This is a genomic window from Sulfuricurvum sp. (assembly GCF_019163035.1).
Classification (GTDB): domain Bacteria; phylum Campylobacterota; class Campylobacteria; order Campylobacterales; family Sulfurimonadaceae; genus Sulfuricurvum.
The window spans coordinates 1-21,948 of record NZ_JAFLKV010000102.1 but is presented as its reverse complement, the minus strand read 5'-3'; the positions used below and the strand labels follow the sequence as shown (position 1 = coordinate 21,948).

At 41.9% G+C, this 21,948-nt stretch carries 25 protein-coding genes and 1 pseudogene; 10 read left to right on the top strand and 16 right to left on the bottom strand.

Annotation, left to right across the window (positions count from 1 at the left end):
- The 8 genes and pseudogenes from JZU62_RS07455 to JZU62_RS07420 all read right to left on the bottom strand — a co-directional run.
- Positions 1–590, bottom strand: a pseudogene (locus JZU62_RS07455) (anthranilate synthase component I family protein); the annotation flags it as partial.
- A 1-nt stretch (position 591) separates the two neighbouring features.
- Positions 592–1,485: an SPOR domain-containing protein gene (locus JZU62_RS07450; protein WP_295013411.1), complete on the bottom strand. Its 894-nt coding sequence runs from the start codon at positions 1,483–1,485 to the stop codon at positions 592–594.
- 43 nt (positions 1,486–1,528) lie between these two features.
- Positions 1,529–2,071, bottom strand: coding sequence for a DUF1882 domain-containing protein (locus JZU62_RS07445; RefSeq protein ID WP_295013410.1), 543 nt, complete (start codon positions 2,069–2,071; stop codon positions 1,529–1,531).
- 15 nt (positions 2,072–2,086) lie between these two features.
- The gene (locus JZU62_RS07440) at positions 2,087–3,334 is read right to left on the bottom strand and encodes a serine hydroxymethyltransferase (RefSeq protein ID WP_295013408.1); all 1,248 of its coding nucleotides are present in this window, start codon (positions 3,332–3,334) and stop codon (positions 2,087–2,089) included.
- The gene (gene lysS, locus JZU62_RS07435; RefSeq protein ID WP_295013406.1) at positions 3,331–4,842 is read right to left on the bottom strand and encodes a lysine--tRNA ligase; all 1,512 of its coding nucleotides are present in this window, start codon (positions 4,840–4,842) and stop codon (positions 3,331–3,333) included. The genes JZU62_RS07440 and lysS overlap by 4 nt, the downstream gene beginning before the upstream one ends.
- Before the next feature lie 19 nt (positions 4,843–4,861).
- Positions 4,862–5,344 carry a Fur family transcriptional regulator gene (locus JZU62_RS07430; protein WP_295013403.1) on the bottom strand — a complete coding sequence of 161 codons (483 nt, stop codon included), beginning with the start codon at positions 5,342–5,344 and terminating at the stop codon, positions 4,862–4,864.
- Positions 5,345–5,347: 3 nt separating this feature from the next.
- The gene (locus JZU62_RS07425) at positions 5,348–5,899 is read right to left on the bottom strand and encodes a CvpA family protein (RefSeq protein ID WP_295013401.1); all 552 of its coding nucleotides are present in this window, start codon (positions 5,897–5,899) and stop codon (positions 5,348–5,350) included.
- Positions 5,899–6,822 (bottom strand): GGDEF domain-containing protein, encoded by a 924-nt coding sequence (locus JZU62_RS07420; protein ID WP_295013399.1) that lies wholly within the window; start codon positions 6,820–6,822, stop codon positions 5,899–5,901. Before JZU62_RS07420 ends, JZU62_RS07425 begins: the two co-directional genes overlap by 1 nt.
- Positions 6,823–7,023: 201 nt before the next feature.
- Here JZU62_RS07420 and JZU62_RS07415 point away from each other — a divergent pair, with 201 nt between their 5' ends.
- Complete coding sequence (locus JZU62_RS07415; RefSeq protein ID WP_295013397.1) at positions 7,024–8,370, top strand: class II 3-deoxy-7-phosphoheptulonate synthase; 1,347 nt, start codon at positions 7,024–7,026, stop codon at positions 8,368–8,370.
- Between the two features lie 2 nt (positions 8,371–8,372).
- Here the strand turns inward: JZU62_RS07415 and JZU62_RS07410 are convergent, their stop codons facing one another.
- From JZU62_RS07410 to gatC, 4 genes are all read right to left on the bottom strand, one after another.
- Positions 8,373–8,777 (bottom strand): Fur family transcriptional regulator, encoded by a 405-nt coding sequence (locus JZU62_RS07410; protein ID WP_295013395.1) that lies wholly within the window; start codon positions 8,775–8,777, stop codon positions 8,373–8,375.
- Between the two features lie 105 nt (positions 8,778–8,882).
- A complete protein-coding gene (locus JZU62_RS07405; RefSeq protein WP_295013393.1) occupies positions 8,883–9,953 on the bottom strand; it encodes a type IV pilus twitching motility protein PilT in 1,071 nt (356 codons plus the stop codon).
- On the bottom strand, positions 9,950–10,294 hold the full coding sequence (locus tag JZU62_RS07400; RefSeq protein WP_295013392.1) for an arsenate reductase family protein: 345 nt from the start codon (positions 10,292–10,294) through the stop codon (positions 9,950–9,952). The genes JZU62_RS07405 and JZU62_RS07400 overlap by 4 nt, the downstream gene beginning before the upstream one ends.
- A gap of 4 nt (positions 10,295–10,298) precedes the next feature.
- Positions 10,299–10,589, bottom strand: a complete 291-nt coding sequence (gatC, locus tag JZU62_RS07395) for an Asp-tRNA(Asn)/Glu-tRNA(Gln) amidotransferase subunit GatC (RefSeq protein WP_295013391.1) — start codon at positions 10,587–10,589, stop codon at positions 10,299–10,301.
- 122 nt (positions 10,590–10,711) lie between these two features.
- On the opposite strand from gatC, the gene JZU62_RS07390 reads away from it, so the two are divergent.
- The 9 genes from JZU62_RS07390 to JZU62_RS07350 all read left to right on the top strand — a co-directional run bounded on the left by JZU62_RS07390 (position 10,712) and on the right by JZU62_RS07350 (position 17,709).
- Positions 10,712–11,308 (top strand): hypothetical protein, encoded by a 597-nt coding sequence (locus JZU62_RS07390; protein WP_295013389.1) that lies wholly within the window; start codon positions 10,712–10,714, stop codon positions 11,306–11,308.
- On the top strand, positions 11,308–12,309 hold the full coding sequence (locus JZU62_RS07385) for a hypothetical protein (RefSeq protein ID WP_295013387.1): 1,002 nt from the start codon (positions 11,308–11,310) through the stop codon (positions 12,307–12,309). Before JZU62_RS07390 ends, JZU62_RS07385 begins: the two co-directional genes overlap by 1 nt.
- Complete coding sequence (locus tag JZU62_RS07380; RefSeq protein ID WP_295013385.1) at positions 12,309–13,133, top strand: tyrosine-type recombinase/integrase; 825 nt, start codon at positions 12,309–12,311, stop codon at positions 13,131–13,133. The genes JZU62_RS07385 and JZU62_RS07380 overlap by 1 nt, the downstream gene beginning before the upstream one ends.
- A gap of 63 nt (positions 13,134–13,196) precedes the next feature.
- Complete coding sequence (locus JZU62_RS07375) at positions 13,197–13,538, top strand: cupin domain-containing protein (RefSeq protein ID WP_295013383.1); 342 nt, start codon at positions 13,197–13,199, stop codon at positions 13,536–13,538.
- A gap of 7 nt (positions 13,539–13,545) precedes the next feature.
- Positions 13,546–14,163 carry a type III pantothenate kinase gene (locus tag JZU62_RS07370; protein ID WP_295013381.1) on the top strand — a complete coding sequence of 206 codons (618 nt, stop codon included), beginning with the start codon at positions 13,546–13,548 and terminating at the stop codon, positions 14,161–14,163.
- Complete coding sequence (gene hisG, locus JZU62_RS07365) at positions 14,157–14,777, top strand: ATP phosphoribosyltransferase (RefSeq protein WP_295013379.1); 621 nt, start codon at positions 14,157–14,159, stop codon at positions 14,775–14,777. Before JZU62_RS07370 ends, hisG begins: the two co-directional genes overlap by 7 nt.
- A gap of 68 nt (positions 14,778–14,845) precedes the next feature.
- On the top strand, positions 14,846–15,364 hold the full coding sequence (locus tag JZU62_RS07360) for a glycine zipper 2TM domain-containing protein (RefSeq protein ID WP_295013377.1): 519 nt from the start codon (positions 14,846–14,848) through the stop codon (positions 15,362–15,364).
- Between the two features lie 111 nt (positions 15,365–15,475).
- Positions 15,476–16,471 (top strand): type I glyceraldehyde-3-phosphate dehydrogenase, encoded by a 996-nt coding sequence (gene gap, locus JZU62_RS07355; protein ID WP_295013375.1) that lies wholly within the window; start codon positions 15,476–15,478, stop codon positions 16,469–16,471.
- A complete protein-coding gene (locus JZU62_RS07350; protein WP_295013373.1) occupies positions 16,471–17,709 on the top strand; it encodes a glucose-6-phosphate isomerase in 1,239 nt (412 codons plus the stop codon). The genes gap and JZU62_RS07350 overlap by 1 nt, the downstream gene beginning before the upstream one ends.
- A 17-nt stretch (positions 17,710–17,726) precedes the next feature.
- Here the strand turns inward: JZU62_RS07350 and JZU62_RS07345 are convergent, their stop codons facing one another.
- From JZU62_RS07345 to JZU62_RS07330, 4 genes are all read right to left on the bottom strand, one after another.
- Entirely contained in the window at positions 17,727–19,175 is a 1,449-nt protein-coding gene (locus JZU62_RS07345; RefSeq protein ID WP_295013371.1) for a methyl-accepting chemotaxis protein, read from the bottom strand.
- Positions 19,150–19,638, bottom strand: coding sequence for a PAS domain-containing protein (locus tag JZU62_RS07340; RefSeq protein WP_295013369.1), 489 nt, complete (start codon positions 19,636–19,638; stop codon positions 19,150–19,152). The genes JZU62_RS07345 and JZU62_RS07340 overlap by 26 nt, the downstream gene beginning before the upstream one ends.
- Positions 19,639–19,681: 43 nt before the next feature.
- Positions 19,682–21,034, bottom strand: coding sequence for an ATP-dependent RNA helicase DbpA (dbpA, locus tag JZU62_RS07335; RefSeq protein ID WP_295013367.1), 1,353 nt, complete (start codon positions 21,032–21,034; stop codon positions 19,682–19,684).
- A gap of 80 nt (positions 21,035–21,114) precedes the next feature.
- Positions 21,115–21,948 (bottom strand): aconitase family protein (locus JZU62_RS07330; protein ID WP_295013365.1); only part of this gene is annotated, 834 nt, incomplete at its 5' end.

Below are 21,948 nucleotides of genomic sequence, written 5' to 3'. Positions count from 1 at the left end.
TCTCCCCCTTTATCGGCTTCAATCGGTTTGAGCGGCGTATAGGTATAGGGAGACTTTAGAACACTCTCAATCTCTTCGAAACGACCGATCATCGAATCAACAGAGCTAAGCATTGTAATAGTTGCATTTTTATGGGAGACGACGAGGGTGAGCTTAGGGAGGATCAAATCCATATCGGGGATGTTCGTTTGATCGATAAGATGGCTCATAGAATCATCTAGGGTAGGCTCAAACACTTGAACCATATCGTATCCGATATACCCTATAAATCCGTCGATGTATCCGACATTTAGTTCACGTGCTTTATCTCGATACGCTTTTTGATCGAGTGCTGCGTAATACTCTTTTAAAAAGGCAAATGGTGAAACACTAAGTGTTTCACTCTGACCTGCTGCATTAAGATAGGTTGTGATTTTATTCTTGTAGATGAGACGTTCACGTGCACCGATAACGATGATGGTGTAATTGCCGTCACTGTTTCCGGCACTTTCGAATAAAAAAGTAACTTCCTGAGGGAAAAGGCTTTTTGCCTTTTCGTAGACGGCTATAGGGGCAAATTGATCGAGAGAAAAATGGCGTGAGGTGATCACGTTACCCCTTTGTTATGTAGGCGCCGGATTCGATGTTACGTTTTACATTTCCTATAACATCTCGTGCCGCTTTTTCACCTTGGAACGGTCCTACCATCACTTTGGTTGCGGCTCCGCTTGGAACAGTGGTGTATTTGAGCCCACTGGCATTGAGACGATCAAAGAGAGCTTTACTCGGTTCTTTGGTAAATGAACCCACTTGGATGTAATACGTTCCGCTTGTATCGACAGCTTTTGGAGCTGTTTTAGGTGTCGTATCGCTAGTCGAAGCTCTCGTCGTGGTATCTGCTACCGTTTTTTCTGTTGGTTTTTGAGCGGCTTCAGTGGCTTTAGGTGTTGTGGCAACTTTTTTAGCTTCAGCTGTTGCTGGCTTGGTTGTTTTGATTGTAGGGGTGTTAACGACTTCTTTTTCAACTTTTGGTGTATTTTGTACAACAGGTTTTGCGGTGATTTTAGCAGGTACAGCTACCGCCACAGGAGTTGGTTTTACAGGAGCACTTTGCTTAATAACAGGTGTTGGTGCAGTTTGAACAACATTTTCCTGAACAGGAGTGTTTTGCATTGATTCTTGTTTGATTTTTTGAGCAATTTGTCCTAAATCTTGCTGAGCACTTGGCATTGATGCAGTATTGCTAGCATTTCCTTCACCCTCTTGGATCACTTCAACTGGTTCAAAAAGTGGATCATTAACGATTTCCGTTGGTGATGAAGGAGCTGGTGGAACTACTGCAACAGGCGGTTTTTCTTCGCTCTGCGTTTTAAGTGAATTCATAATCACTAAAACAATGATTAAGATAAGTGTGAGAGCTGCAATAGCCAACAATAATTTTTTACTGTTGGAATTAGATCCGCTTTTGCTTAGAATGATGTCATTAAGTTCATTTTTTTCTTCCATCTAAAGTACCGTTCCTTTTGCGTAGTGATAGTTTTATCGAGTGTTACATATGCTTCGACCACGAGGCACCACGCTCTTTAGCGTACACTTCGTAGGGAAGATTGAGAATGTTATATTCCGGTGGTAACTCATCCGTCGGAAACATTCTCCACTGTTTCGGTTGCTTTGCTGCCAATTTCATCGAAAGCATTTTACCCAATTGTATCGCTTCTTGAAACGTGGTATGCCCTTTATGAATATAAACATGCAAATGACCCGGTGTTTTGGTCTCAAATGCGGTGAAATTTATGAATCCCTCTTCTCTAAGCAATAATTGTGCCTTATGATAAAAACGTTGAGGATCAGTTCCGTTGTAATCGATGACGATATTTTCCACTTTATCAAATTTATTCATAAGAGAGTGCGCAACGGTGATCTGTTTTTTGAGATGCTGGTCGATGATTGCTTGAGTTAGTGATTTATCAATTTTTTCATATTTATTAAAAAAAGTACGCCCTTTGAAATCGATTTTATCGACAACGTTATCATGTTTCAGCCAGTAATGGTCTGAAATCATTTTTATAAGCTTAATATCCATCGATGTCATAGGCGATACCTTTAATTAATATGTTGACTGGTTGTAAATGACGAAATTTTTAGCTAAGGCTTTGAGTTCTTCTTTGATTGCGGCTTGTTTTCCCTCATTTTCAATATCATCCAAAACATCGGCGATACGGTTCGCAATGAGTTCGAACTCTTTTTCTTTCATACCGCGTGAGGTGAGGGCAGGACTTCCAATACGGACACCGCTTGTTACGAACGGAGAACGAGTTTCACCCGGAACGGTGTTTTTATTGACTGTGATTCCAGCGCGACCCAATGCCGCATCAGCCTCTTTTCCGCTGAACGATTTATTCAAGAAAGAAACGAGAATAAGGTGATTATCGGTTCCACCACTGACAATATCATAGCCGCGTTTCATTAATACATCCGCAAGAACTGCCGCATTGGCTTTTACTTGCTTGGCGTACACTTTCCACTCAGGAGAGAGGTTAAACTTGAAGCCAACCGCTTTTGCCGCGATAACGTGTACCAATGGTCCCCCTTGAAGAGCAGGGAAGATTGCCGAGTTGATTTTTTTTGCAATCTCTTCATCATTGGTCATAATCATACCGCCGCGTGGTCCCGCGAGGGTTTTATGCGTCGTTGTGGTTACGATATCCGCATATGGGAACGGGCTTGGGTGCTCACCCGCACACACGAGACCGGCGATGTGCGCGATGTCAGCGAATAATAATGCTCCGACAGCATCGGCGATTTCACGGAATTTTTTGAAATCGATTTCACGTGCATAGGCTGAAGCACCACAGACGATGATTTTCGGTTGAACGATTTTAGCGATATCCATGACGCGCTCATAGTTGATACGACCGTTAAGCTCTACCCCATACGAAAAACTGTGATAGTTTTTACCCGAAAAGCTTACTTTTGAACCGTGAGTCAAGTGACCGCCGTGGCTAAGATCCATACCGAGGAGTTTATCGCCTGCTTGGAGGAGGGCAGCATATACTGCACCGTTTGCCGATGAGCCTGAATGGGGTTGAACATTGGCAAATTTACATCCAAACAATTCACATGCGCGATCAATAGCCAGTTGTTCAACACCGTCAGCGTATTCACATCCGCCATAATAACGTTTAGCCGGATATCCTTCGGCGTATTTATTAGTAAATACGGACCCCATTGCTTCCATTACTGCAGGTAGAGTAAAGTTCTCCGAAGCGATCATCTCTAAATGGTCGCTTTGACGTTCGAGCTCTTGCTCACATAGGGTGTAAATTTCGTTATCGAATTCTTTGAGGAAACTCATTCTTCTTCTCCATTGTGGTTTTGGTGTATAGGTTTCATTGCCGGGAATAGTAGTACATCCCGGATTGAGTGTTGGTTTGTGAGCATCATGACGAGGCGATCGATCCCGATCCCTTGACCTGCAGTTGGTGCCATTCCGTAGCTGAGAGCAGTAACGAAGTCCTCATCCATTTCATGGGCTTCATCGTCGCCTGAATCTTTCGCTGCCATTTGACCTTCAAAACGCTCCAGTTGATCGACGGGATCGTTAAGCTCACTGAAGGCATTTGCTATTTCGCGTCCAGCGATAAATAATTCGAATCGGTCTGTCAATTCGGGACGTTCGTCATTACGACGCGCTAACGGCGATATTTCAACCGGATAGTGGGTGATAAAGGTTGGATTGATGAGTTTTTCTTCGACAAACTCATCAAACAATTCACCTTGAAGCTGTCCAAGGTTCATTGTCGCTTTGGCTTCAAGATTTTTGGATTTTAAAAATGCCAAAATTGCCTCTTTGTCGTTAACGATTGCTTCAGGCACTCCACCGATAACACTGAGACTTTTAATGAGTTCAATCTCACTAAATTGATCAAAATCAACTTCCAATTCACCATAAGGAAGACGTTTTGGGAGGTCAAGATGATCGAATAGATATTCGAAATACTCTTTAGTGATCTCAATGAGATCTTTATACGTTTTGTATGCCCAATAAAATTCGATAGAGGTGAACTCAGGATTATGGGTTGCATCCATCCCCTCATTACGGAAGTTGCGGTTAATCTCAAATACGGCTTCAAATCCACCGACGATAAGACGTTTGAGGTAGAGCTCAGGAGCGATACGTAAAAAGCGGTCGATTCCGAGGGCATTGTGATGGGTGACGAATGGCTTGGCATTCGCTCCACCCGCGATAGGGTGCATCATTGGTGTTTCAACCTCTAAAAACCCTTTGTCTTCAAAAAAGCGTCGGGTAAGGCTAATGACACGTGATCGGATATGAAAGGTTTTACGCACTTCGGAATTCATAATAAGGTCGAGATAGCGTTGGCGATAGCGCATTTCTTTATCGACAATTCCGTGAAATTTTTCAGGTAGAGGAGAGATGGCTTTAGTAAGGAGTGTGAGTTTATCGGCATGAAGCGACAGCTCACCGTGTTGAGTTACGAACGGATACCCGCTTATCTCGATAATATCTCCCACTTCGATCAGTTTTTTAAAGACGTCGTTGTAAAAATTTTCAGGGAGGTTGTCTCGGGCAACGTAGATTTGAAGCATGCCGCTCTCATCTTCGATTTTAATGAAACTCGCTTTTCCCATCAGACGGTAAAGTTTAATTCGTCCCGCTACGGTATAGTGGCGATGTTCATCGCGTTGATCCTCTTTTTTGAATAAATCGGAGTTGACGTTATGAAATTTTTCGATGGTAGTATTACGCTCTGAATGATTTGCATAGGGATCGATACCAAGTGCTCTTAGCGCTTCAGCTTTTTCAATGCGTTGTTGTACATATTGGTTTTCAAATGCCAATGGTTTTCCTTTTCGATGGTTATTTTTTAGTTTTTTCTTGACAATTTTTACAGATACCGTAAATCTGCATGGAGTGTTCTTGCATCACAAATCCTAAGCTTTTTGTAATCTCTTTTTGGCGTGATTCAATCTGCTCATCGACAAACTCAGTAATGTGGCTACATTGGGTACAAATAATGTGATCGTGGTGATCTTTGGCCCCGAGTTCATATTTTTTACCTTGCGCTCCAAAAGAGAGAGAGGTAACCATTTCCGAATTTTCGAGTAAAGATAGAGTTCGATAAACAGTAGCAATCCCTGTGTTTAGTTCAGAGTGTTTTTGCTGTATTAGATGGTGTAACCCCTCAGGAGTCAGGTGCTCATCCGAGTTGTATAGCATCTCTAAAATCACTTCACGCTGAATCGTAAATTTAAGACCGTTTGCTTTTAGCAATTGTTTGAAGTCGCTCAATAGCTTTGTGTATTCTATGGTTCGTTCAGTGAATTCGGTATACGCGCTCATAAACTACTTATCCTTGGTTGTACTATTATCAGATGTAGAATTTCTATCGTTAAAAAGAGAGGTCGCATCACTAGTTTCAATATGTAAAATAAAATTACCCGTTGCAAACATTGGTTTGTAAAAAATACTGTTTGATAATTTACTTTCAAAATTTTCGCGTATCGCCGTAACACTAAAAAGGGCATAAACGATGATTGAGACAATAAAGAAAAACTTGCTGCTCCCCATAACAAAACCCAAAACTTGATCTAAAGGTCCCAAGCCACTTAAGGTGCTTAGTTTTTTAAATCCAGAACCGAGTGCAACCATGAGAAGCCAAAAAATACCAAGTGCAAAAATAAATCCGACAAGATTGATCGCCGCAGAGCTTTCAAAATGAAAGAGGGCATCACTGAGAAATTTGCCGATAATACCACCCAAATGGGATGCGACGAAAACGCCCCCTACAATTCCAATAAGACCAAAAACTTCTTTTGAAAATCCGTTCAACAGACCTTTAAGACCGAGTAAAAGTATTACTGATCCCACCGCAACGTCAAAATAATTTAAATCCATTAAAACTCCATTTCCAAACGGTCTTTACCGTTGTTTTTTGCTTTATAAAGGGCAGCATCAGAACGTTCGATAATGCTATCAATGGTATCGCCTTCTTTAAGTTGAGTCATTCCGATGCTGAGGGTGACACTAATTTGTTGATTTTGAAAGAGAGGTTTGTTACTTCGGCAGAGGGTTAATAGCCGCTCAGCAACTAGTCTAGCCCCCTCAATATCGGTTCGGTTGAGCAAAATAATAAACTCTTCTCCTCCGAAGCGATACACTCTGTCTCCGTCACGAAGTGCTTTTTTGAACAATTTTGCTAAGAAAATAAGTACTTTATCTCCGGCGATATGTCCAAATTGGTCATTAATAAGTTTGAAATTATCGGCATCGATCATAAGGGCAAAAATTTCAAAACCAAGGGTCTCTTTTTCTAATATTGTACGAATATGTTCATGCAACGCGTATCGATTAAAGGTTTTTGTCAATGGATCAAGAGAAGTTTTTACTTCTAACGTTTTAACCTGCTCCAAAAGGGTATGAATCACTTCATTGGCACGCATCACTTCATCGCTGAGATGGGTTTGGATGTCGTTAAATTTTTCGGTAATTTTTTCAAAATTAATTAGTGAATCATTATTTGTTTCGAGCAAATCGGCATGTTCTTCGGAAATTTTCCCTATTTTTTCGTTCGTAATAGCATACGAGTCGATACTTTTCATCGCAAGCACTTTATACTCATCCGCCGCAGTATCACGGTAAGCTTGTAAGTCAATCTCACCTGAAGCATAGGCCTCTAGTACTTCATGAGTAGCTGTTGCTACGAGTTCAGCAAATTCACTCGGCTCAATCGTCCGCTGGAGATTACTTATTGATTCCATATGGATAGAGAGTTCTTTGCAAAAATGGAATAAAAATGGGTTTGTTTGATTGTATTCCATCTGTAACCTTTACTCAATTGAAACCTCAAAAGCTCTTTTCAATCTATGGAAAAAGGGACAAATGAGAGTTGCTAAAATTAATGCCATTATACTTTTTCAAACATAAATCTAACTTTTGCTCTGCTCAATCAGTCCCATTTTAGGATAAATGGATAAAATTCGTCCACTAACAATTAGGTGCAAGAGCACACAGGAGACGATATGAGCACATGGAGCCGATCAAGCTGGAGAGAAAAACCGATAAAACAACAGCCGACGTATCCCGATACGGCCGTTTTAGAACAAATTGAATCACAGCTTCGTAATTATCCCCCGCTTGTATTTGCAGGTGAAGCTCGTACCTTGAAAAAGAACTTTGCCGATGTGTGTGAGGGGAAAGCGTTTTTACTTCAGGGTGGGGATTGTGCGGAGAGCTTTTCGGAGTTTCATGCCCATAATATTCGTGACACTTTCAAAGTAATGATGCAAATGGCGGTCGTTATGACATTTGCCGGAGCTGTTCCGGTCGTTAAAGTAGGGCGTCTTGGCGGACAATTTGCCAAACCTCGCTCATCCGACATGGAAACAATCGAGGGTGTTAGTTTACCCAGCTATCGCGGAGACATTATCAATGGTGTTGAGTTTAATGAAGCGGCGCGTATACCTGACCCTCAACGTATGATTCAAGCATACAATCAATCCGCTGCAACACTGAATCTGCTCCGTGCGTTTGCATCGGGTGGACTAGCTGACTTGCATCAGGTCCATGCGTGGAATTTAGGGTTTGTTGGGCAAAATGATTTGACCAAAAAATACGATGAACTCTCTCGACAGATTGATGATTCTCTCCGCTTTATGGCGGCATGCGGGATCACATCCGATAGTTACCGTACGTTGCGTGAAACCGATTTTTATACCTCTCATGAAGCGTTGTTGCTCAATTATGAGGAGGCATTTACCCGTCAAGACTCATTGACGGGAGAGTGGTACGATGTATCCTCACACATGCTCTGGATCGGAGATCGTACCCGTCAGCTTGACGGTGCGCACGTTGAGTTTATGCGCGGGATTAAAAACCCTATCGGTGTCAAAGCTGGTCCGTCTATGGACCCTGAGGATTTGATCCGATTGTGTGATATTCTCAACCCTGAGAATGAAGCAGGACGATTAAACGTTATTGTTCGTATGGGTGCGGATAAAGTTGGTGATGGAATGCCGGCATTAATCCGTGCGATTGAGCGTGAAGGTAAAAAAGTTTTGTGGAGTTGTGATCCGATGCACGGAAACACGATCACAAGCAGCGGTTATAAAACCCGTCCGCTGGAGCAAGTTCTCAAAGAGATGAAACAATTTTTCCAAGTACATAAATCAGAGGGAACCTATGCAGGTGGGGTTCATTTGGAGATGACCGGTAAAAATGTTACCGAGTGCTTGGGTGGATCGTTTGAGATTACTTCTGAGAATCTAAAAAGTCGTTATCACACTCATTGTGATCCACGTCTTAATGCTGACCAATCACTCGAATTAGCATTCTTGATCGCCGATACGCTTAAAGAAGCGCATCGTTAAAATTACTTCTTCTGACATTCGGGGCAAATCCCCGAAATCACAATCGATATATCTTCCGCCCTATACTGACTCATTGCCACCGTTTTTTCAAGAATGGAATGGGGATCGTACTCAATATCTTTAAGTTCTCCGCACGATTTACACATGATGTGCGCATGAGATTCTTTTTCAATCTCGTATTTTGTTTTTTGTCCCGGAATTTTGACTTCCCGTATCAGAGCCACTTCGAGCATCGTATTTACATTCTTGTACAACGTCGCGAGTGATATTGAACTGAATTTTTTTCGAATGGCTAGATAGAGTTCATCAATATTGATATGCCCTGCATGTTGCATCAACGCGATGATGGCAAGACGCTGAGGCGTTGCTTTGAGGTGATGAGATTTAAGTAAGTGTTCATGTTTCATAATGGGTAATTATAAACTATTAATAGAGGCATCTTTCATAAAGATGGGGAAGAACGGGGAGTTTCGAAATAAATTTTAAGATTTCCCCCGATTTGAGGGGAGATTTTAGAGAGATTCGATAATACGGATCAGTTCATCGGGCTTATTGGAATATTGCAGTGCAGTCTCTTTATTGATAAGTTTTTTACGTAAAAACTCGACAATCTCTTGCGTTTGAGTTGTCATACTGGTACCTTGCTGGTTCAACTGCATTTGGGAATAGAGTTGATGCACTTTATCTTCACGGATCAGGTTGGCAATTGCCGGATTGGTAATCATCACCTCTTGAGCGGCGATACGCCCACCGCCGATTTTAGGTAGTAGCGCTTGGGAGATAACGGCGATTAGCGAGGTTGAGAGCTGAGCACGAACTTGAGGTTGCTCATCCCCTCCGAACACGTCGATGATACGGTTGATTGTTTGGGGAGCCGAGTTGGTGTGAAGGGTTCCGAACACCAAGTGTCCGGTTTCCGCCGCTGTAAGAGCTGCCGTGATGGTCTCTTTATCCCGCATCTCCCCGATCAGGATAACATCAGGGTCTTCACGCAGGGCATATTTAAGTGCTGCAGAGAAGCTTTTGGTATCGGTTCCGACATTACGATGAGAGAAAAGTGATTTTTTATTGGTGTGGACAAACTCTACCGGATCTTCTACGGTGATGATATGGCGTGCTTCGGTGAGATTGATTTCATTGAGCATTGCTGCAAGGGTGGTTGATTTACCGCTACCGGTTGGTCCCGTTACAAGGATGAGCCCTTTTTCACGTTTGATAAGTTCTCTAAAGATTTTTTTTCCGTTCAAATCATCGAGTGAGGGGATCGTAACAGGGATGATACGAAAGGCACAGGCGATATCATCCATCGTTTTGTAATAGTTGGCACGAAAACGGCCGACATCGGGAATGACGATTGAGAAGTCGAGTTCATTGGCCTCTTCAAATGCTTTTTTTTGCTTTTCAGTAAGGAGCGAATACGCCATCTCTTCGATACTATGACCGTCAAGTATAGGCAAGTTGAGCGCGACAAGACGACCGTCAATGCGGATTTGAGGTTCAGAACGACTTACCAGATGCAAATCTGAGGCTTTGTATGCCACGACACTTTTGAGGAGTTTGTAAATATCTAATGCTGTATTCATGAGAGGAATATCCCTTCGTAATAAGATGGATCAAATCCGACGATAAGCTGGTCTTTATATTCGATAACGGGGCGTTTGATGAGAAGATTATGGTTACTCATCCACTCAATTTTACCGTTATCATCGAGTTCAAGTGCTTTGATACCTAATATTTTATAGGTTGTCCCTTTGGTGTTTAAAAGGATCGAGAGGGGCGCAGTTTTAACCCATGTTTCGATTATTTCACGAGAAACAGGGGCAGTTTTAAAATCATGGAACGTATATGAGATAGCATGGGTATCCAAAAATTTGAGTGCTTTTTGGACGCTCCCGCAACTTTTTATTCCGTAGATGTGTGTCATTGGATTACTCGATAATTTTAGGAACAATGAAAAAATGCTCTTGAGCATGAGGAGCATGGGCTAGAATATCATCGTTAATGGTGCGATTTACACTGCCGATGTCTTCACGAAGTCGAGTAGCAGAATCGGACATTGCAAATGTAGCTTCCACACTGTCCGTATTAAGTTCAGAAAGATTATCGACAAAGGAGACGATTTCACTCAGTTGCGATATCATCTCTACACGATGTTCTTGGGGAATTTGTAGATATGAAAGTTTTTCTAATCGTTGTAGTAGTGCTTCATCAATTTGCATGGTTAACCTAAGTTGTGATAAATTTATAAAAATAATTGTACCCTAAAAAAAGGTTTACTTAACTTTAACGTAGGGTAAGATATTATTAGCGCATTAATGAACAGTGAGAGACAGGAGCCGTTTTGAGTCTAAAAGAGAATATGGATGCCCTTAAAGAGGAACTGAGTTCTGAAGAGAAGTTTTTTGAAAGCGCGATACGTACGGAGCGTTTTGTTAAAAAGTACCAAAAACCTTTAATCGCGACCGTTGTCGCTTCATTATTAGCAGCGGGCGGAGCTATCGGATATCAGGCATACACCAATGCAAAATTAGAGAGTTCCAATGCGGCATTTAATCTCCTTTTGGCGAATCCTTCCGATGCAAAAGCGGAACAAACATTAAAAAATGACAATCCTGCATTGTACGATGTGTGGAAACTTTCCCGTGGGATTTCGCAAAACGATGTGAGCATTCTCGAAGGGCTTAAGCACTCAGAAGCTTTTGGTGTTGCTGATATCGCATCGTATGAAGCGGCGGCGATCAAAGGTGATGTTGCGTCGTTGGATCAATATACTAAAAAACAAGGTGCTCTTTACAAAGATTTAGCATTGCTTGAATTGGCAGTGAATGCTATTGAGAAGGGTGATGCTAAGACAGCCAATGAAAAATTAGCGCTCATCAGTGCAGAATCTCCTATTACCCAAGTTTCAGGAGCTCTTGCTCACTACGGAGTAAAATAATGAAATTAATTACTATTGCGGTATCGATTGCTACAGCGGCACTATTTTTTAGCGGATGTTCCCATAAAGAGGTTTATAAACCCGAAGATATCAAAGGTGAATGGCGTACAGAGGGTCATATCAGTGGCTCCATTATTCAAACAAATCAATCCGTTTCGTTGTTAGACAATGGTCGATTGTTGACCAAAGATGGCGAAAAAAACATCAAAATTCCTGAGAACTACCGTTTAATCAATGCAAATGAAACATGGATTATTACCGAAAGCCCTGAAGGAAATCTGGTTCTTTTTCCTGAAGACGGAACCGATGCGAAGGTGACGTTTGAGTTCAAACGTACGGTTGCCGCAGTCAGTATCCAAGATGATACCGTAGCCGTTTTATTTGCTAACAATGAGATGGCGCTTTACTCGCTTGAGAGTAAAAAGCTCCTTTTTAAAGAGAGTGCTAATGCACCGATAGCGGTCGATTCTCGTATTGCAAACCCATATTTTCTAAAAGAGCTCGTATTGTTCTTAACACTTGATGGAAAAATTGTGATTGTTAACTCAGAAACCAAGCAAGTACTTCGTTCGGTAGTTGTTAGTTCGGATGAATTTTTTAATAATATTACCTATTTGAACGTTATTGACAATAACCTCTTAGCCGCTACCGGTACGGGTGTTTTGGCACTTTCCCAAAAAGAGGCACGGGAAAAATACGAAATCCGCAATATCGCTTACACGGCGGAGGGGATTTGGTTAACGACCAAACAAGGTGAAATTATCGCACTCAGTCCTACATTGCAGTATAAAGCGAAAAAGAAATTTCCGTTTGCCCATTTCGTAGGGATCAGCGTTCAAAATGACCGTGTCTACGCATTGGAGCAAGAGGGATATATGATCGCTCTCACCAAAGATCTTTTGGTGTATGACGTTTATGATATCGATATGGACAACGACAATAAAATCTTCCTCGGAGACGGACGGTTCTACTTCGACGACCGCTATATCAATATCAAATAATGTCGAAAGAGCTTGAGGCTTTTATCGAGTATATCACCGTTATCAAAGCCCTCAGCCCTCGAACTATCGAGGCGTATGCTCATGACTTGAGCGGCATCGAACAGCTTGCCGCTAAAAGTCTCACGCAGATCGATTCTACTCTCGTTTTTAAGATACTCGGATCGATCACCAACAAAAGAACCCTCAACCGAAAACTCTCCGCGTTTAACTCGTTCCTTGATTTTTGCCATCGTAACCGTTTTGATTCGCTTTCTACTAAATTTTCTCTCTCAAAAATTCCGAAAAATCTTCCGAAATATCTCCCATTTGAGACGATCCAATCCTCACTGGCTTTGATCGATCGGAGCGACTGGATCGGGTTGCGCGATTACGCCCTTATCCTTTTTCTGTATGCTTCAGGATCTCGCATCAGTGAGTGTTTGGTTGCACAGGAGGGGGACATCGAGGGGGAGTGGCTCCGTATCCGCCACGGTAAAGGGGAAAAAGAGCGTTATGTCCCTATTGCGCAGGAGGCACTAAAAGCGCTCAGAGCCTATCAGGAATCCTCTCCCTATCACAACCGCCCGCATCTGTGGCTCAACTATCGGGGAGAGCCTCTCAGCCGTATCTCCGCCTTCAAAATCACCCAAAAATATCTCGGTGTTTCCCCCCATGCACTTCGACACTCCTATGCGACGGCACTGATCCTCGGCGGAGCCGATCTGCGCGTTGTTCAAGAGCTTCTCGGACACGCATCGCTCCTCACGACACAAATCTATACTCATGTTCAAAAGCAGAACCTCCAAGAGACGGTACTGAAACATCATCCGATGGCACATTCTTGATTTTCGTCAAGAGGATATTTTCTCGTTAAGGTTATCATCCCTTATTAAAAAAAAGGAATACCTATGACCTACGCTTCATTTACGGCAGATATTGTTTACGGAGATACGCAGCCCGTCATTACACCGCTTATTACAAATGAGTTTACCAAAGAGATACGGATTGTTTTTCGATCAGGTCAATCGATGAAAGCGCATAAAACATCATTTCCGATTACAGTGATGATTGTATCGGGAGAAATCGATTTCGGTATCGCTGATGAGAGAATGATATTCGGTGCGGGGGATGTGGTGGCATTGGAGCCGAATGTCGTTCATGATTTAAATGCTCTCGAAGACTCTATAGTTCGCCTTAGTTTGCATAAAAGTGACAGTGTTGCACGGGTTAACGGGGTACTTAAGTTATAATGGCAGTATGATTTTATGTGATATTGGCAATACCTCGGTTGATTTGTTTATAAACGGCAAACGTACCAAACTGTGCGTCGAAAATTTTGACCCTGCAACATTTGAAGATGATGTTTATTACGCCAGTGTCAATGCCTCTATCAATGAGGGTATTCGAGAACGTACGAATTGGTATGACGTGCGAGTATTCATCGACTGGGATAAATACTATCCCACGATGGGAGTTGATCGGATTATGGTGTGTGAAGCGGTAGAAGAGGGCGTTATCGTCGATGCGGGAAGTGCGATAACGGTCGATGTGATGCATGGCGGAAACTATCAAGGGGGTTTTATTGCCTTGGGGCTTCGTACGGCACAAGAGGCATATTCGAGACTATCTCCTGCATTGGACGTGTCATTTAACTTTGAGGTAGATTTGGCTAAAATTGCAAAAAATACTCCCGATGCCATCACGGTCGGTTTTTTAGCTCCGTTGATCGAAAAGATTGAGAGACTTGGAAAACCGCTTTATTTGACCGGAGGGGATGGACGATTACTCTCTCATTTTTTGAGCGAAGCAGTGGTGGCTGAAGATCTGATCTTCACAGGGATGAAAAAGTTGATAGAAAAAGGTGTTAAATGCTAAGTGTTGCACTCCCAAAAGGGCGAATTGCCGAAGATACGTTGGAAATTTTTGAGACGATTTTCGGAAGCAGTTTTAAATTCGATGATCGTAAATTGATCCTGCAAACTGAAAATTTTAAATTTTTATTGGTACGTAATCAGGATGTTGCAACATATGTCTATCACCAAGCGGCGGACATCGGAGTTGTTGGTCTCGATACTCTTGAAGAGCAGGGGTTGGACGTGATTCGTCTCCTTGATTTGCAAAAAGGGAAATGCCGTGTCGCTATCGGGATGAGAGCGGGAGAGAAACCGGACTTTACGAAGAGCGAGATCAAAGTAGCGACGAAGATGGTCAATATCACGAAACGCTATTTTGCCGAGCGTGCGGTTGCCGCCGATATTATCAAACTTTACGGCTCTATTGAACTTGCACCCCTTGTTGGACTTGCCGATATGATCGTCGATGTTGTTGAAACAGGCAGTACGATGAAACAAAACGGGTTGGAAGTGGTTGAGACCATTATGGAATCGACGACCCATCTTATCGCCAATAAAAATAGTTTTTTTGAGAAGAAAAGTGAAATATTAGATGTGTATGAAAAAATTAATGCTCTGTTGTATGGAAATAAGTAAATAATTCACTATTCATTCACAATACTACTTTAAAATGTGGTTCATTAAAAAGACAAAAAGGACAAATTATGTCAACATACTATTCATCACGTTTTGCATTAGCCGTATTGCTTGCAGGATCGGGACTCCTAGCAGAAGGATTCTCTACGACAGAGTATATTAATGTCACTAAATCGATTCCTAATTATTCAACCGTGCAAGAAGAGATTCCAAGCGAAAAGTGCTATGACGTACAAGAAAAAGTAAGCTCTGGAGGAACCAACAATGATATCGTTGGAGCCGTTGTCGGTGGGGCTTTAGGTGGTGTTTTAGGACATCAAGTCGGAGGTGGAAAAGGTAAAACAGCTGCAACGGTCGGTGGAGCAGTACTGGGAACATTAGCGGGTCAAAATGTAGGAAGTAAATACAATACTCAGGCTACGTCATCGTATCAAACTGTCCGTAAATGTGAAACGACCACGATAGTGAAAACACGTCAAGTACTAGGCGGTTATACAAATGTTGCTAAACTTAAAGGGAAAGAGATCACTGTTGAGAGTGATCAACCAATGAAACAAATTCCCGTAACCGTTACTTATAGCTATTAATTTTCTTCTCCCTTTTTTTTGGAGAGAAATCTCCTCTTTATTACCCTCATTTCAACGATAATCTGTTAGAATAAATCATAATATATATTTTCTCTAAGAACAGGAGTTTCCATGGCACTAAAAGTAGCGATTAACGGAACCGGTAGAATTGGAATTATCGTAGCTAAAATTATTGCTGAGCGTAGCGATATTGAGTTGGTAGCTCTAAATACTACCTCAAAACCTGAAATGTTAGAATATTTACTCAAATATGACAGTGTCCATCGCGGTATTGATGCCAAAGTGATTGATGAAAATACGATTGCTATCGGCGGCAAAAATGTCCGTATGTTTCGTGAGAGAGATATCGATAAAGTAGACTTCGGTAGTGCCGGAGCGGAAGTGGTTATCGAATGTACCGGTGTCTTTATCGATACGGAAAGTTGTCAGCGTCATCTTAAAAACGGTGTTCGAAAAGTGGTAATCTCCGCTCCGGCTAAAGATGATACGCCGACCTATGTTATCGGTGTTAATTCTGATGAGTACAAAGGGGAAGCTATTATCTCTAACGCCAGTTGTACAACCAACTGTCTTGGACCGATTTGTAAAGTTTTGGATGATGCATTCGGGATTGAAAACGGTCTCATGACCACTATCCACTCGTATACAAACGATCAAAATATCTTAGATGTTAAACACGCCAAAGACCCTCGCCGTGCACGTGCCGCTGCACTCAATATGATCCCAACTTCTACGGGTGCGGCAAAGGCAATCGGCAAAGTTATGCCTCAATTGCTGGGAAAACTCAACGGTTATGCGATGCGCGTACCGACTCCGGACGTTTCTGTGGTTGATTTGACGGTTAATTTGAAAAAAGCAGTGACCAAAGAGGATATTAACGCAGCATTTAATACGGCGGCAGAAGGTTCTTTTAAAGGGCTTCTCGAAGTCGATAATGATAAACGGGTGTCGTGTGATTTTATCGGCTCAACTTACAGTTCAACGTATGTTCCTGATATGACGAGTGTTGTTGGCGGTACAACGGTTAAAGTATTGGCTTGGTATGACAATGAGTGGGGATACAGCAGTCGCCTTGTTGATATGACGGTTCTTATCGGTACACATTAATGCTTCGGTATACGAACCATTTCGAGACTAAAACTCTCGATCCGTATACCCTTGAAAAAGGGTTTGAGGCTGTTCGTTATGAAGCTGCTTCGGGTGATGTTGGATATTATCATCTCCCCCTCGCTTCTCAGACGCTTGTAAAAGAGCTCGAAACGCTTCATGATGAGATTGATCGTCGGTTTAATACGATTGCTATCATCGGTATCGGGGGATCGTCGCTGGGGATAAAAGCGATTGAGAGATTGCTCCGTCCCAATACCCCTAATGCTAAAAAACTCATTTACCTCGAAAACTCCGATCCGATCAGCATTATGAGTGAGATGAAACAGATCGATAAATTTCGTACCCTATTTGTGGTGATATCCAAATCGGGCGGAACCGTTGAGACCCTCTCTATCTTTAAACGACTTATCGTTAGCTTTGAGCTACCGTTGGAAAATTCAGATCAAATCTATATTGTGAGTGATGATAATTCTCCGCTTGCCCAGTTTGCCGATGAGTATCATTTACGCCGTTTTGTGATCCCTGCCAATGTCGGTGGACGTTTTTCGGTTCTAAGTGCGGTAGGGATGGTTCCTTTAACCTTAGCCGGATTTGATACGGGGGCTATTCTTCGAGGTGCGCAGACATTTTTAGAGCAGTTTTGGAATCGTGAAGAAGATCATATGCTTCAAAAAGCGGCTTTCTATGTCACCCACAGTGAACAATATCCTATGAATGTGTTATTTGCCTACTCGGACACGTTTGAAGAGTTTGGAAAATGGGTGGTTCAGATATGGGGCGAATCGTTGGGGAAACGAAACCGTGTGGGTGCGCGTGTTGGTTTGACACCGATATCGCTCATCGGGTCAGTGGATCAACACTCTTTCTTACAACTTATCATGGAAGGTCCGCTCAACAAAACCGTTACTTTCATGCATATCGAACACTCTGAAGAGCATTTGATGATTCCGGAACTTTCCCTGAAATATCTTGAAAAAAGTGATTTTGTAAATGGTAAAAGTTTTAATGATTTGATTAACGCTCAATGTCATGCAACAATGCAGAGTGTTTTGCAAAGCGGTGTGAGTGTGGATGAGATCGCGTGGAAGCAAATCGATGAGGGATCCGTTGGAGAATTGATTCTTTATTATGAACTTTTAACCTCTATAAGTGGAGCATTGTTAGAGATACATACGTACGACCAACCGGGTGTTGAAGTGGGTAAAAAGATTTTAGGAACTTACTTTAACCATTAAGTTTAGGCATTAAAAGCCTAAACTTTTTTCATTAAATCTTCTTCAGACTCTTTATTGATAGAATCCATCAGTGAAAAGAGATTTTGACTATAATTTTCCATCTCTTCAAAGCTAGCTAAAATAGTCTCTTTATGATCGATAGTGCGATCTTCATGTTGGATATATTTCATATTCTCTAAAACAATATCATGAACTTTAGCATGTGGTGTGCTGAGTGCAGGAAAACTTGATAGGTGTGAGAACCGTATTTTCCCCTCTCCTGAATCGTACCATTTACCTAAGCGACAGCTGTGATGATCAGAAAAAATTGTTTCGATTTTGCCATTCGAAATACTTTTATATGCGTTAGATTTGAAGATAATATGATCAATTTTAGCTAGTGTAATAAAGGTTGTATTTTCAATTGCAGTTGTCTGTAATGCGGCTTTTTTTGCACCTTCATTAAATGTGTATAGTGTTTGACGGAATGAACCGATTGCTTCACTGGATTCTTGCGCTATATCATTCATATCTTCAGAATTTGAATGGATTTCTGTTGTCTCTTGTTGCAGTGTTTGAACGGCGATTCCAATCTCTCCTGTTGCTTTTTGGGTGCGTTCGGCAAGTTTACGTACTTCATCGGCAACGACGGCGAATCCTCGTCCATGTTCACCTGCACGGGCCGCTTCGATAGCAGCATTGAGTGCAAGAAGGTTAGTTTGGTCGGCAATGTCTTTAATGAGATTAACAACGGAGCTGATTTCTCCTGTTTTTTCATTGAGGGCATTAATTGCATCGGCTGAAACCTGTACTAACTCAATTAGACGGCTGAGTTTAGTAACAATTTCTTCAAGTTCATTAACGCTATTCGATGATTTGTCGGACGTAGTTTGACTGATTTCAGCTATAGTATGGAGTCGTTGGATTGTATTTTGAAGATCAATTTGAATGACCTCCATTCCACCACCTGAGCCAGAACCGATTTGCCCAAGCGCACTGTTTAGGATTGATTTCTGAATATGTTTGTATGTCATATGCATCGCATCAATCGCTTTATTGATAAAAGCACTTGCTTCTTTGTACTCCCCTTGCAACCCCTTAATGTTTATTTTACGATAAAACTCATCACGACTTGCCGCTTCAACACTGGCTCGTATTTCACGAATAAACACTTCGGATTGATCAAGCATATTATTGGTATTCCAACATAATGTGTTCAGTTCGCCGTGATCTTTTATATCTGTTATGCGGCTTTCAAGCTGACCTGCTTCAGCTTGTTTTATGACAGCGGCAACTTCATGGATTGTTTTTTGAGCTTCACGTATATTGATAAATACGAACCATGCAAGGGCAAAATTGGCAATATTTAAAAGACGAATCCAACTCCACCCATACAAAACGATTTCGAGTATAAGGGCAAAAACGAATAGAACTATTGAAATAATATTGGCATATTGAACTTTAGAGAGAGAGGATAAATTCGTCATACGATTGTCCTTTATCTTTGAGTATTTGATTAAGTAAGGCTTCAGAAGCGTTGATTCCACTGTTACGTTCAGATTGAAGTAAACTAGTATAAAGAGGTTTGATTATATTTAGTGCTTTATCTGAGGGTTTACGGCGTACAGAATGATAGTGAGTAATTTCTCTATTGGAATTAAAGGAAGGGGTTACATGAGCAAATACCCAATAGAAGTCACCATTTTTTGTTTTATTTTTAACGTAGGCAAAAATTTCTTTGCCATCCTTAATTCTGCTCCAAAGAAGTTTAAAAACGACTGATGGCATATCTTGATGGCGTAAAATATTATGTGCTTCACCCAATAATTCAAATTCATTGTAACCTGACATTTCAATAAAAAGAGCATTGCCATAAGTAATTTTGCTGTTTAAATCTGTTTTAGAAACGATAAATTGTTCTTCTCCAAATATTAATTCTTGATTAGCCATAAATTTCCTCACTAATTTAGTTAAATATTATAAACGCTAATAGTTAGTCTAGCAACCATTTCCTGAATTTTTTCCCTTTAATGGGTTGGTTAACTAATTTTTGGTAAATATCTTCTGCTTTTACACGGGGAACCGCAACATAGCTTAGATGATCTAGTTGATCGATTTTTCCGATCTCTTCTTTGTTTAACCCACATTCATGAATCAGTGCTCCGACAATATCACCAGCTCTAAGTTTTTCTTTTTTACCGGCATCGATACAAATCGTACGCATTTGTGTTTTTAGGTTAAATCCATTTCTAGTAATTGGTAGCTCAATTGGGGTAATATCACGTTTTAAGTCTATAAAACGCTCATACTGGTGGTGATTGACAAGGGTGATGGCGATACCGTTTTTTCTCGCACGTCCTGTTCTTCCGATACGGTGGGTGTAGCGTTCGTTCTGAATAGGGACTTCATAGTTGATAATTGCATCAAGCCCTTCAATATCAATTCCTCGCCCTGCAACGTCGGTAGCAACAAGAATGGGGGCGCTGAGATTACGAAATTGGATGATCGCTTCGTTACGATCAAATTGTTCCATATCGCCGTGCAATGTAAGAACATGTATACCGATTCGATTCAGATCATCACACAACGCATTGGCATCCACTTTGGTGTTGCAAAAGATGATGGTATTGGTAATGTCATGAAGATGGAGTACGGTTGCTATAGCGGGTAATTTATCATTGCAAATATAAGCAATCTCTTCGATTTTTGGTTTGCTGATAGCATGTTCCGCCTGAACCATTATCGGATCTTTCATAAACTCAGAAGTGATAGCTTGGATCGATTCAGGAAAAGTAGCGGAGAAAAGGAGACTTTGTCGTGATGGGGGGGTGAATCCTAAAATAGTTGTAATATCTTCGATAAATCCCATATCGATCATTTGGTCGGCTTCATCCAGCACAACGCTTTGAATAGGAGAGGGGTCAAAGGTCTCCATTTGGAGGAGTTTCAAAACACGACCCGGTGTGCCGACGATGATATGGGCTCCATGTTTAAGTGAATGAATCTGTCCTTTCATCGGAACACCGCCGCATAGGGTGAGGACTTTGATATTCCCCATTTCAGAGGCGAGTGAACGGATCACTTTGGCTACCTGCTCCGCAAGCTCACGGGTAGGGCAGAGGATGAGCGATTGGGTACCGAACATTTTTTGGTTGATACGCTCCAATACTCCAAGACCGAATGCCAATGTTTTTCCGCTTCCGGTAGCGGCTTGGGCGATACAATCTTTTTTTTGTAAGATAACAGGGAGCGCAGTTGACTGAATAGAGGTCATTTTAGTAAATTCAAGTCGTTTTAGAGCCTCTTTGAGAGGTGGTCGTAATGCTAAGGTGTCGAAAGTGGACATTGTGTCGCTTTATAGTTAGATAAAGAGATTATAGCATAGTTGAAGAATTCCCCTGAAAAGGGGAATTTAAGAGGGATTGATTATACCGCTTTGATAGTCACGCCATATTTGTCTTCAGCAACATTACGTGCTTGAAGTGCGTACGATGAAATCTCGTTAAAGTTGAGATATTTATATACTTGATCCGCTTTTCCTGCCAATTTCTCAGGAACGATGCTCATGTACTCAGATACGCTTGGAATACGTCCAAGTTTAGCACATACGCTCGCGAGTTCTGCAGAACCGAGATACACTTGGGTCCCTTTACCAAGACGGTTGTCGAAGTTACGGGTAGAGGTGGAGAATACGGTTGAACCCTCACGTGAGCTCGCTTGGTTCCCCATACAGAGTGAACATCCTGGAACTTCAGTTGTAGCCGCAATCGCTTTATAAACGTCGTAGTACCCTTCGTTGATGAGTTGTTGCTCATCCATACGAGTCGGTGGAACGATCCAGAATTTCTCAACTGCGATTTTACCTTCACCGCGCATTACTTCACCCGCCGCACGGTAGTGACCGATGTTGGTCATACAGCTTCCGAGGAATACTTCGTTGATTTCAGTTCCCGCAACGTCGCTAAGCAATTTAACATTATCAGGATCGTTCGGACATGCCAAAATCGGCTCTTTGACGTCGTTAAGGTCGATTTCGATGATCGCTGCGTATTCCGCATCGGCATCCGGTTCCATCAACGTCGGAGCGGCTAACCACTCTTTCATTTTATCGGCACGACGTTGCAATGTACGAGCATCTTCGTAACCATCGGCAACCATCGCTTCGATCAACGTAACGTTTGATTTTAGGTACTCGATGACCGGCTCTTTGTTAAGGCGAACGGTACATGCCGCCGCTGAACGCTCAGCCGATGCATCGGA